The sequence below is a fragment of the Macellibacteroides fermentans genome, assembly GCF_013409575.1.
Lineage (GTDB): Bacteria > Bacteroidota > Bacteroidia > Bacteroidales > Tannerellaceae > Macellibacteroides > Macellibacteroides fermentans.
In genome coordinates this window covers 614,457-626,843 of the sequence record NZ_JACCCY010000002.1, presented here as the reverse complement: position 1 = coordinate 626,843, position 12,387 = coordinate 614,457, and the positions used below count along the sequence as shown (strand labels likewise).

The following is a 12,387-nucleotide window of genomic DNA, read 5'->3' as shown; positions in this document are numbered from 1 at the left end:
ATATCAGGGCTTTTTATGTATCTTTGTACCCTAAAGTTCAAACATCGTCTATGGCTTTTACCAATAACGTAATGATTGTGCGTCATAAATTGCTGGCGCAATTGGTCAGACTCTGGAATGAAAACCGTCTTCTGGATGAAATTGACCGCCTTCCTTTGGAATTAAGTCCCCGTAAATCAAAAGTAATAGGTCGCTGCTGTGTACACAAAGAGCGAGCTGTCTGGAAGTACAAATCCTTTCCATTACTTGGGTTTGACATGAGCGATGAAGTTGACGAGCTAACACCATTGTCTGAATATGCAAAAAAGGCTCTGCTGCGTACTGAAAATAAAAAAGAGAATCTGCTATGCGTAATTGATGAAGCATGCTCTTCTTGTGTACAAGTCAATTACGAAATCACCAACCTTTGCCGTGGATGTGTAGCCCGTAGCTGCTACATGAACTGTCCCAAAGACTCCATCGTATTTCAAAAGAACGGTCAGGCCAGCATTGATCACGAAACCTGCATCAGCTGCGGAAAATGTCATAGCAGCTGTCCATATCATGCAATTGTTTATGTACCGATTCCCTGTGAGGAGGCTTGTCCTGTGAAAGCAATCAGTAAAGATGAGTATGGCATTGAGCACATTGATGAAAGCAAATGTATCTACTGTGGTAAATGTATAAATGCGTGTCCTTTTGGAGCCATATTTGAAATTTCCCAGGCATTTGATGTTTTACAAAGATTGCGTAATAAAGAAGAAATGGTTGCAATTGTAGCCCCTTCCATCCTTGCTCAATTTAGTGCTCCAATCGAAAATGTATATGGAGCGATCAAGGCCATGGGCTTTGCCGAAGTAGTGGAAGTTGCACAAGGTGCGATGGAAACAACCCGGCGTGAGGCAGAAGAACTGAAGGAAAAACTGGCTGAAGGACAACCGTTCATGACTACCTCATGCTGTCCTTCATACGTTGAGCTTGCCAACAAGCACATTCCGGATATGAAAAAATACATCTCTCACACCGGTTCACCCATGTACTACACAGCCAGGATCGTAAAAGAGAAATACCCTAATGCAAAAATTGTATTTGTGGGACCCTGTGTAGCCAAGCGACAAGAGGTAAAACGAGATGGTTGTGTCGATTTTACATTAACCTTCGAAGAGGTTGGTTCAATTTTAACAGGACTAAACATCAATATTAACGAAGCACGACCATTTTCCGTACTATTCAAATCTGTACGTGAAGCCCATGGATTTGCTCAGAGTGGCGGAGTAGTAAACGCCGTTAAAGTCTACTTAAAAGAAGAACAAGACAGTATTAGCGCCGTTCAAGTGGCTAACCTTGATAAAAAGAACATTGGTCTGTTGCGTGCATTCGCTAAGACTGGCAAAACACCTGCACAATTCATTGAAGTCATGGCTTGCGAAGGTGGTTGCGTAACGGGCCCTTGTACTCACAACGACAAAAAAACCGGTCAGAAACAACTTATAAACGAACTTACTAAACGATAACACAATATGAACAGATTTTTATTAGGAGCTGCCCTTACAGGCACCCTGATGCTATTCTCATGCGGAAGTAAAGAACTTACCTCCTATGGAAACAGGACATTACAAGTATTTAACCAGACTCCGGTACGCTTTGCTCCGGATAAATACCCCGATGGTATTAATGAATCGGCTTCAGATAGCGTGATTCACCTTACCAACGGACGTATCATTCTAAAAAAAATAACCTTACCACCTTATCAACGTAATGTAAAGGTAAAGGCGAAGGTTACTCTTGCATCTAATGGAGACCGCTGGGATAAGTCGGGTTCATGCTTCGTACTTCCTAAATCTTCTGCAATAAACTTACTCAATATTGCCAAAGGAGAACAGAAATTTCCTGCAGTAGACAGCACCAAACTTGAGAAACTAATCGGGGTACTGGCTGGCGAGAACTATAAACCGACTGTTGAACTTTTGCGCTTTATGACTCCTTTCGGCGTTGGATTTTATAGTAACGACAACGATAGCCTGAGTAGTACCCGTAAACCTGTTTACATTGATAAATGGGCTAAAAATGTAGTTTGGGAGCAAGATATTACTGATCTGTATTCAATGCTTGAACGCGAAGCCTATGTGGGAATATTTATTGACACCTGGACACCTGAAGGCTATATTGCAAGCCTTGTACTTGATATTGAAGAATCGCAGATAGGAGTCGATGCTATTAAGCAAAAACACGTGGAACCTCTTATTAATACGGTATACTATATGGGACAAACCTATCCCGATATTTTTGCACGTAAGGACGTTTCCACCACATTCAACATTCCTGCCGGCGCCCGCAACGTAAAGCTGAAATATATAGTAACAGGCCACGGTGGTCATTCTGGAGGAGACGAGTTTGTTGAAAAGAGAAACATCATCTCGATTGATGGTAAAGAGGTGCTCAATTTTATACCATGGCGTGACGATTGCGCTTCCTTCCGTCGTTTTAATCCTGCAACAGGTGTGTGGCTGCGTGAACGTCTGGCAGCCTATATTGGCAAAGGTGGATACCAAAAGAAGTTGGTGGAAGAACCATTGGCTTCTTCAGATTTATCACGCTCCAACTGGTGTCCGGGCAGCGATGTAAAACCGGTAGAGGTTGCTCTTCCTAACCTTGGTGAAGGAAGTCATACAATCACCTTCAGCATTCCTGAAGCTCAAAACATCAAAGACAACGAACTAAACCACTGGCTCATTTCAGCCTATTTGGTTTGGGATAAATAAATTTCTAAATAAGCTGTACCATGGATACGTTGTTACCTTTCGCACTACTGTGCCTCACCTCTTTTTTTACGCTGACCAATCCACTCAGCATCATGCCTATCTTTCTAACCATGACTGACGGGTTTTCTGATATGGAGCGGAAAGCCATTGTAAAGAGGGCTACCATCGTATCTTTTATCACATTGGTGATGTTCGCTGTTTCTGGTCAGCTATTGTTTAAATTTTTTGGTATCTCCACCAACGGCTTCCGGGTCGTTGGTGGAGTTATTTTCTTTGCCATAGGTTGGGACATGCTTCAGGCTCGTATAACAAAAGTAAAACTCAAGGAAGACGAGATCAAAACTTATGCAAAAGATATTTCAATCACCCCCCTTGCCATTCCTATGATTTGCGGACCGGGATCCATTACTAATGCAATTGTACTTATGGAAGAGGCTGATACCTTTTGGATGCAGGTAGTTCTTATTGCCTCTATTGCGATCGTATATCTGCTAACATTCATCATTTTGCGTGCAGCAACCCGCATTAATAAAATCATAGGCGAGACTGGCAATAATGTGATGATGCGTCTGATGGGACTTATTCTTATGGTTATCGCTATCGAATTCTTTGTAAGTGGAATCAAACCTATTCTGATAGACATCCTTCGTCAAGCACCTATACAATAGAATACATTATTGAAGATTTAAACATAAGTGTAGATGAAACTGGACAAGATCAAAGTAATCGGATTCGATGCAGATGACACCCTTTGGATTAATGAAAGTTATTTTTTAGAAACCGAGCATAAACTATATGAATTGCTAGCCCCATACGCAAGCAAAGAAATTGTTGCCGATCAACTGTATCGAACAGAAATGCAAAATATGCCACTGTACGGGTATGGAGTTAAAGCTTATATACTCTCTGTTATGGAAACAGCGATTAAGCTTGCAGGGGATCAGGCAACCGCCTCTCTTTTACATCAAATACTTATTTTTGGAAAAGAACAACTCGAACAACCCGTCGAATTATTACCAGATGTTCACAAAACACTCAATGCCCTGTATGGAAAATACAAACTCATTGTTGTAACCAAGGGAGACTTGTTGGATCAGGAGCGTAAACTTCTTCGTTCAGGTATTGCACACCTGTTTCATCACGTAGAAATAATAAGCGACAAAACACCCCAGACATACCGACAACTGTTAAATCATCTGGACATACAACCAGAAGAATTTCTTATGACTGGTAATTCTATGAAATCGGATATTCTTCCCCCACTCAGTCTTGGCTGTTATGCCATTCACGTTCCGTATAAAACTACTTGGGCGCACGAAACAGCCGAAGCACCTCAACAAAATTCCAGATTCAAAGAGGTTGGCACATTATGGGATATTGTCGATTTCCTATGATTATTCCTTACACAAATCCTGCATCACCAAGCCTGCAAGTGTAAAACCAAACATTGCAGTTGTATGGGCGAGTGTTCCATTAATGCGTGCCTTCGAACTGCACCATTCATGGTTGGCAAGATCCGGATCTCCGGGTGCATTATGAGATTTCGGACATAGACAAGCACTTGTACCACAAGAGGAATTAGCGCCTCTGTTTTCGAGTAACTCCTCACTAAACACGCATTTAAATTTTTTAGAAGGCTTCTCGCCTTTTTTCATTTTCCTGCGAAGTGCTGCTGCTAACGGACAACCCTTTACTTTCCAGAACTCAGCAACTTCAATTTTTAACGGATTCATTTTCAGGGCAGCTCCCATTGAGGAAAAGAATACCGCGTCTGTTTTTGTTGCCCTACGAATCAAGTCGGCTTTATTTTCCAGACTATCAATCGCATCTATAATATAATCGTAAGAATGCAAGGCAAACGAATCGGCTGTTTCAGCACTGTAAATCTGCTGCAGCGCAGTTATTTCGGCCAATGGGTTAATATCAAGTAAACGCTCTTTAAGTACATCCACCTTTACTCTGCCCACGGTCTTAGTCGTGGCCATCAACTGACGATTAATGTTGGTGACACAAATACGGTCGGAATCAACAATTGTAAGATATCTGACTCCCGATCTAACCAGACTCTCAGCACACCAGCTACCTACACCACCTACTCCGAAAATTATTACACGAGCTGATGCAATACGTGTCATCCAATCATTGCCAACCAATAACTCCGTACGTTTAAAAATACCTTTTTCTAACCCCATTCAATATATTTGCATTGATTTTGGCCGCAAAAATACAACAAAATACACCAACACAAAAACCTGGATAAGAATACAACCATTTTTAACCACGAAAGATATAAAAAATGTACCTTTGCGCGCAAATTTTAGGAAATGCAATATTTTGGTGAGATTCTTTCTGTTGGTGTTGCCATTTCATGGACCGCCACAGCCCTATTTGCCGAAGTGGGAAGTAAACGACTGGGCTCTTTGCAACTCAACGTGATCCGTATGTCTCTCTCCCTGCTTTTTTTAGGAATCACATTGTGGTGGTTTACCGGTTCGCCTCTACCAATATATGCTGATGGACGTACTTGGTTCTGGCTATCATTATCAGGCTTTGTAGGCTATGTCCTAGGAGATTATTGTCTTTTCAATGCTTATGTTCTGATAGGGTCACGTTTTGGACAGCTCTTTATGACTCTAGCCCCTATTGCCGCCGCTTTTTCCGGATGGTTAATTCTTGGCGAAAAATTATCAATTCAAGCTATAGCCGGAATGCTGGTCACCCTCTCTGGCATCGCACTATCTGTATTGAGCAGAGGCACAAGCCATAAATTCGGTCTTAAACTCCCTCTTAAAGGAGTCATGTTTGGTATTGGTGCTGGCATAGGACAAGGTGTGGGACTGGTTTTAAGCAAGGTTGGGATGAACTATTATGCACTCTCCATCCCCGAAGGCATGCTTGAGGCTTCACAGATGCTTCCCTTTGCCTCTACATTTATACGGGCAATCACCGGTACCCTGGGTTTTTTGGCCGTCATGTGGTATACACGTAAATTCGCCAGTCTTTCTCTATCGGTACGTGATAGCAAAGGGATGAAAGCCGCACTGGGGGCTACACTTTTCGGTCCATTTATCGGCGTTTCATTTTCATTGATGGCCGTACAGTATACAGAAGCAGGTATTGCCTCAACACTGATGGCTCTTACCCCTATCTTTATCCTATGGCCTTCACGGATGCTTTTCAAAAATAAGATCACGTTGAAAGAGGTATTTGGCGCAATCATCAGCGTAATAGGTGTTTCTTTGTTCTTTATTTAACAAATTCTTTTAAGACTGGCTACTTGTTTTTCACACTCATTTGTTGTATTATTGTGATTATAAACCTAATACCTTTATCTTATGCTGACAGACAACAAGGAATTATATGTGGCTCACGGCAGTATGCCGCTCTATATACATCCTAAAATGGCCAACCGTCACGGGTTGATTGCCGGAGCGACAGGGACTGGAAAAACAGTATCACTTCAGATACTGGCGGAAAGCTTCAGCGAATTGGGCGTTCCCGTCTTCATGGCTGATATGAAAGGAGATCTGTCCGGTATCAGCAAAGCCGGGACACTTAACAGTTTTATTGCCAAACGACAGGAAGAATTTGGTGTAACATTCCAATTTCAAGGATATCCTACCCGTTTCTTTGATGTATTCGCTGAAAAAGGCCATCCGCTACGAACTACAATATCAGATATGGGACCACTATTGCTTTCGAGGCTTTTGATGTTGAACGACACCCAGTCTGGAGTACTTAATATTGTGTTTCGAATTGCAGATGATAACAAAATGCTACTACTTGATATAAAAGACCTTCGTGCAATGCTCTCCTATGTAGGAGAAAATGCACGTAGTTTCACAACACAGTACGGCAATATATCGGCAGCCAGTATTGGGGCTATCCAACGTGGATTACTCAATTTGGAAGATCAGGGTGGTGATCTTTTTTTTGGCGAACCCGAATTTAACATTTATGATTTTCTGCAAACAGAACAGGGAAAAGGTGTAATAAATATTCTGGCAGCTGATAAACTCCTTAATTCACCTAAGTTATATGCAACCTTCCTGTTATGGATGTTAAACTCTCTATACGAAGAACTACCCGAAGTAGGCGACCTGGAACGGCCCAAGTTTATATTCTTTTTTGATGAAGCCCACCTGCTGTTCGATGATGCTCCAGAAGTATTGCTCGATAAAATCGAGCAGATTGTCCGTCTCATCCGCTCCAAAGGCGTAGGCGTCTACTTCATTACTCAAAATCCATTGGATCTGCCGGAAAGTATACTTGGTCAGTTAGGAAACCGCATTCAACACGCTTTGCGTGCCTTTACTCCACGCGATCAAAAAGCGGTAAAAACAGCTGCACAGACATTCCGACAGAATCCAGCATTCGAAACAGAGACCGCAATACTCGAACTTGCAACTGGCGAAGCACTTGTATCCTTTCTTGATTCAAAAGGTGCTCCTTGCATTGTAGAACGAGCCAAAATGTTATGTCCACAAGGACAAATCGGGCCAATTACAGATGCAGAACGGGCACAAGCCATTAAACAATCGCCGCTATATGGAATATACGAAAAAACAACAGACCGACATTCTGCTTACGAGATACTACAGGAAGAAGCTTTACTTAAGCAACAGGAAGAAGAAAAAGAAATTCTGAACAAACAACGTGAGCAGGAAGAAAAGGAACGTATAAAACAAGAAAAACAATGGCAAGCAGAAGAAGGTAGACGAATAAACAACGAACGAAGAAACAGCAGCAGACAGAGTCCTACGGAACGCATGTTCGGAAATATGCTTTCTTCTGTAGGACGAACTTTAGGTACTCAAATTGTCCGTAGCGTACTCGGAACACTTATAAAAGGGAAATAAAAAGATCAAATAATAGTACATATGCTCTATAACACATCACACATCACAATTGAAAAGCGATAAAAACGTATATTTGTATACATAGATGCAACATCTATTATTTAATTTTTTCATAAGATAATTTTTAAATCATGCAAAAGGTCCGGTTCGTGAGAATCAGACCTTTTGCATTTATATTAACTTACATTATTTATGGTGTTGGAGGCGTAGCTGGAGCATCTTTTGGAGCATCTTTATAGATGTAAAATTCTGAGCCATGAATCAACTTCCATTCGGTTCCAGTTTTCTTAAACAACAGCAGCCATCGGCCTCGATCGGTTATTACTGTACGGCCGTTTTTATAACTCATAACAATACCCAAATCAGCCGTATAAAGCACCGAATTAAAAAATGGAAATGAAAACCGTTCATTTTCTACTGTCAACTTTTGCCCTGTTATCATTTCAAACCATCCTTTAAGACCCTTTTCAAACTCGGGATAGGTGCTATACTGCCTGTTCACTACATATGAAAACTCAGGAGAATTAGCTAACACACCTAAAACTTCATCGGCATTAGCAGTTTCACAACCCTGCACCAATTTATCTACCAGCGCCTTTACCTCCTTTATCATTTGCTCTTTATCCGGTTCGACCGATTGTGGAACATTGGCTCCCCATCCTGTAAATACTGTAAAAAGCATCAATACCAATCCTAAAACTGTTCTGTTTCTCATACATAATTTTTTTATATGTTTTACACTAACAAATCACTGTAAATAAAACAAAAACTGTCTCCGTTTGTTTGAACAAAAAAAAGATGGCTGTCCGGCAGACATACTGCCGGACGCCATCAGGCAACCTAAAAATACAACAACCAAAAATACTAAACCAACCGTTAACCCTTATAAGTAGGGAACTATTGTAATGTAAATACCTGTTATAATAGCCGATGTAATTACACCCGAAATATTAGCCCCCAATGCATCGCCCATAATGAACGAGTCAGGATTGTCTTTCGTCACAATCTTCTGAGCCACCTTGGCAGTGGTTGGTACACAACTTACAGCCGCAATACCGATAACAGGATTAAAATTTCCTTTCTTTATGAAATACATGATATATCCGCCCATTATTCCTCCTATTCCGGACAATAACAACGCAGCAATGCCTAACACCAATAACTTTAAGACTTTGGGATCTAAAAGCAATTTGGCGTCACATAACACACCAAGCAATACACCCAACATGAACGTTGATCCATATAATAAAGGACCACTAACAAAATCCTGAATATGCTTCATGCCAGACTCTCGAACAGCAACTCCTAAAAACAGTGAGAAAAATAGAGGCGAAGCCACTGGAAATAAGAAACTAAGTACAGCACATAATAACACTGCAAAAGCCAATTTCACTTTTGAGCTGTAATTTTTGGGTGTACGGGTCTGAACCATCTTGATAGCACGCAACTTTTTGGGGACAAGGAGCTTAACCAAATAAGGATATCCTCCGTAGGTAAGTCCAAGATACAGGTAAGCCACAACTGTTATAGGTACAAATAAGTTTTTGGCCAATGCCAGCGATGTAAACAAAACCATCGGACCATCAGCCCCTCCAACCATTGCAACAGAAGCACTTTCGCCCAGACTAAGGCCAAAAGCATGAGCAATAGGAAGTACCAAAAAAGTTCCTAATTCGGCGCATAGGGCTAAAAAAATACTTACGTAAGGCTTTTGCAATAAAAACCCTACATCCAACAATGTACCAATTCCCATAAAAACAAAACAAGCTATCAGTCCATTGCTGAAAGTAAGCGTATAAACCGGCTGCAGAAAATCGATCTGCATCATATTCATCAACTCATCAGTATCACTCAACATCGGATCAAGGAATAAATTACTCAATCCTCCTCCCGGCATAAAAAGCGTACCGCAATTAATAGCAACCATCCCAATACCCAGCCTCCGGCCATCATCGTGCCAAATCCCTGAAAAAGAGTCAAGAAATCTATATTCTCCATTTTAACTTTCTATTTTTAATATCTTTTTTAAGCAATCCGTTTGGTTTTACCAGGAAAAGCTGCATAATAATACTGATTGATATCAAAATCAGGACGACCTTTACTAACGCCCTTCAGCATTTCATCATTCAATTCTTGAACAACCCGGCCACGACTGATTCCGTAATCGCGTTCCACCCACGACCTGTTCTCATCCGCAAATGTTCTTTTTACTCTCTTTAATCGTTTATAACGCATACGTTCCAAGCGATCAATTTCCTCCTTGTTAACGTTATAAAACTCAATGCTATCTGTTGCGTAGGCAATAGATTTGATTATGGCGGCAACCACAAATCCGATGACGAAAGTAAGCGCCATCATTTCGATAGTAACATACAAAATGTGTAACATGTTAGATTACAATTAATAAAATAGTATTTTGAATAAAATCATATTTCTAAGAACATGAATAATGACATCCGTACACACAGACACAACCTGTCGTTTGCGTTTCAGCAACTACAACAGAAGCACTAAGTATAAACATACTCAGTTACTACCGGAAAATATACGGATTAAAATAACAGACGATTCCTGATCAAAATGAACACACTTGCAACTCCTGCACAATTTCTGTACAAGATTTAGCATTCATGCAACTTCAGGAAAGATACGGGAAACCGCTAAATACGCAGGGTGTGATTGAGATGAAGGATTTCCTTCTTCTGAGAATTAAGTGAAAGAGGTTTGCGAAAATCAGCTAATCGGATATTTCGAAAAAATGAATCCGGCGACAAAGAAAAGATAGCGGAAGAGAAATTATATCTTGGAGATCTGTAACTGCGGGAGGTAATATCTTCTCTAAACTGCCCTACCTCAAATTTTAGTTCTACAAGCGGGTTACTGGCAGCCGTTTGTTTTTGACCAGCATGATAAAGACTTTCCTTTTCACTACTTACCGAACATGACTCATACGCAGGCGAATCGGTTAACAATCCGGCATCATTTGTATTGAAATGAAGATACGATACAAACAAAAATAGTATGAATATCAGTCTTTTAACCTTATCACTTTTCGATGTGCGAAAGTAGATATAAAAAATGGACTTAACTCATATTAATACAAAATTTATTATTTATTTTTACTATATATTGTTAACGAAACAAAAAACAAACAGCAAAATAAAGAAGCTCGATTGCATCTGGAACAAGTTTACATAACTATATTATCCTAACTTGCATTTTCCTGAAACAGAAACTATATCCAGCCGGTAAACCAAAGTACGATGTGCCGACTTTTCGGATGCTTTCATCCCAAGTTCTAAATACTCAGGTGAATATTTACGAATAATCAACTCAAGAGCATGCATCTTCTCCTGAAAAGATAAATCCAAAGCTATAGTTCCTTTTACAATTACAGATTCATAAGCAGTTGTAAATTGCTCAGGTATAAGCTTTGTCTTTCCAACGATGCAAAAAGAAACTTGTTTAGAAGTACGAAGTGACCGCAGTTTATCTCCTTCAGGCGCACCATGAAAATAGATTGTCTCGCCATCCAGGACAAAATTAAGTGGCACTCCATAGCCTTCGCCATGCTCATTCGCCATAGACAACACTCCGTACTCTCCATCTAAAAGTAACCTATTGACACCTTCTATAGAGAGTGTTCTATCCTGCCGACGTATATCTTCATTTCTGTAGTTCATGAATCATATTATTATTTATAACTTTCAATAAGAGACAAAGATAGTTTATACCTTAAAAATTTATATCGATTACAATCTCAAATTTAACAATCGAGTAGGAGGAAAACAAAAGTAGTTTTCTTCCTACTTTTGTTTTCCGACCTCTCACACCACCGTACATGCCGTTCGGCATACGGCGGTTCTTTAATTACGATGCAGACGGCGATATAATCTCATTATTTGTGGATAACCTGCTCGGTCTAGACTCTCATCTGTAATTGCCCGATGCAGCACCCAGCTGTTGGCTATGTGCCAGTATCCTTTACGGGTATTAGCCCATTGCCAAGCCTGATGTTTGTTTATACCACATTTCTGGAGATTATGTGACTTCGTGCTGATTTTCTTCCAACTCTTCCATATATACGTCCTTAGCCTGCGACGATACCAACCATCCGTCTTTTGGATAAATCGGTTCATGTCTGCTAAACTGTAGTAAGTTAGCCAGACTCGTATGTATTGTGACAATCGTTGCTTTAGCCATGCATATCCTTTTCCATTGTTTCGTTTGGTTATTTGTTTGAGCGTGCGTTTGAACTTTTCTTGACTTGTACGGTGGGTGCATAGACCGCACTTGCCTTTGGACCTTCAGTAGAATGAGTAGCCGAGGTATTTCTTGCCTCGAAGATCTCCAATGATGGTCTTTTCCATATTCACTTTAAGGAAGAGTTTCTTCTCTAAATAGGTGGATATACTGTCTCGTACTCGCTCTGTGGCACGCTTGCTTTTAACCAAAATCAGACAGTCGTCTGCGTAGCGGACAAATGGATGACCTCGGCGAGATAACTCTTTATCAAGCTCATTCAGCAAGATATTGCTTAGAATCGGGCTTAACGGACCCCCTTGAGGAACCCCCTCCTCGGTTGATTCATACTTATGAGCAACCATTACGCCCGCTTTGAGATAGTGATGGATAAGTGAAATTACCCGTCCATCCTTGATTGTACGTGACAACACCTCTATAAGCTTGCTATGGTTTACTGTATCGAAGAATCGCTCCAAGTCTAGGTTTATGCAGTAATGAGGTTCTTCGTCAAATTTGGTGCAAAATAACGGTTCTTAAACAAC

Annotated in this window: 12 protein-coding genes and 1 pseudogene; 6 read left to right on the top strand and 7 right to left on the bottom strand. The window is 40.7% G+C overall.

Translation table 11 applies throughout. The features are described from left to right. Positions 1–50: 50 nt before the first annotated feature. Genes F5613_RS07610 through F5613_RS07595 form a run of 4 tightly spaced genes read left to right on the top strand, consistent with a single transcriptional unit; the run spans position 51 to position 4,135 of the window. On the top strand, positions 51–1,493 hold the full coding sequence (locus tag F5613_RS07610; protein WP_079681893.1) for a monomeric [FeFe] hydrogenase: 1,443 nt from the start codon (positions 51–53) through the stop codon (positions 1,491–1,493). Between the two features lie 6 nt (positions 1,494–1,499). Further along, on the top strand, positions 1,500–2,741 hold the full coding sequence (locus F5613_RS07605; protein ID WP_179399302.1) for a PNGase F N-terminal domain-containing protein: 1,242 nt from the start codon (positions 1,500–1,502) through the stop codon (positions 2,739–2,741). 20 nt (positions 2,742–2,761) lie between these two features. Next, a complete protein-coding gene (locus F5613_RS07600) occupies positions 2,762–3,409 on the top strand; it encodes a MarC family protein (protein ID WP_079681891.1) in 648 nt (215 codons plus the stop codon). Positions 3,410–3,442: 33 nt separating this feature from the next. Further along, positions 3,443–4,135, top strand: coding sequence for an HAD family hydrolase (locus tag F5613_RS07595; protein ID WP_245832478.1), 693 nt, complete (start codon positions 3,443–3,445; stop codon positions 4,133–4,135). On the opposite strand, the gene F5613_RS07590 is transcribed toward F5613_RS07595, so the two are convergent. Next, positions 4,136–4,933: a tRNA threonylcarbamoyladenosine dehydratase gene (locus F5613_RS07590; RefSeq protein WP_079681890.1), complete on the bottom strand. Its 798-nt coding sequence runs from the start codon at positions 4,931–4,933 to the stop codon at positions 4,136–4,138. A gap of 132 nt (positions 4,934–5,065) precedes the next feature. On the opposite strand from F5613_RS07590, the gene F5613_RS07585 reads away from it, so the two are divergent. Further along, entirely contained in the window at positions 5,066–5,995 is a 930-nt protein-coding gene (locus F5613_RS07585; protein ID WP_179399301.1) for a DMT family transporter, read from the top strand. A gap of 81 nt (positions 5,996–6,076) precedes the next feature. After that, positions 6,077–7,600 (top strand): helicase HerA-like domain-containing protein, encoded by a 1,524-nt coding sequence (locus F5613_RS07580; protein ID WP_179399300.1) that lies wholly within the window; start codon positions 6,077–6,079, stop codon positions 7,598–7,600. 190 nt (positions 7,601–7,790) lie between these two features. Here the strand turns inward: F5613_RS07580 and F5613_RS07575 are convergent, their stop codons facing one another. The 6 genes and pseudogenes from F5613_RS07575 to F5613_RS16690 form a co-directional block, all read right to left on the bottom strand. Then, positions 7,791–8,315 carry a nuclear transport factor 2 family protein gene (locus F5613_RS07575; protein WP_179399299.1) on the bottom strand — a complete coding sequence of 175 codons (525 nt, stop codon included), beginning with the start codon at positions 8,313–8,315 and terminating at the stop codon, positions 7,791–7,793. A 168-nt stretch (positions 8,316–8,483) separates the two neighbouring features. Then, a pseudogene (locus tag F5613_RS07570) lies at positions 8,484–9,598 on the bottom strand (sodium ion-translocating decarboxylase subunit beta). Positions 9,599–9,625: 27 nt separating this feature from the next. Next, positions 9,626–9,988 (bottom strand): hypothetical protein, encoded by a 363-nt coding sequence (locus tag F5613_RS07565; RefSeq protein ID WP_079681885.1) that lies wholly within the window; start codon positions 9,986–9,988, stop codon positions 9,626–9,628. 815 nt (positions 9,989–10,803) lie between these two features. After that, positions 10,804–11,283 carry a pyridoxamine 5'-phosphate oxidase family protein gene (locus F5613_RS07560; protein ID WP_179399298.1) on the bottom strand — a complete coding sequence of 160 codons (480 nt, stop codon included), beginning with the start codon at positions 11,281–11,283 and terminating at the stop codon, positions 10,804–10,806. Positions 11,284–11,466: 183 nt separating this feature from the next. Further along, the gene (locus F5613_RS16695) at positions 11,467–11,835 is read right to left on the bottom strand and encodes a group II intron maturase-specific domain-containing protein (RefSeq protein ID WP_394353455.1); all 369 of its coding nucleotides are present in this window, start codon (positions 11,833–11,835) and stop codon (positions 11,467–11,469) included. Between the two features lie 72 nt (positions 11,836–11,907). Beyond that, positions 11,908–12,333: a reverse transcriptase domain-containing protein gene (locus F5613_RS16690; protein WP_394353454.1), complete on the bottom strand. Its 426-nt coding sequence runs from the start codon at positions 12,331–12,333 to the stop codon at positions 11,908–11,910. Positions 12,334–12,387: the final 54 nt, after the last annotated feature.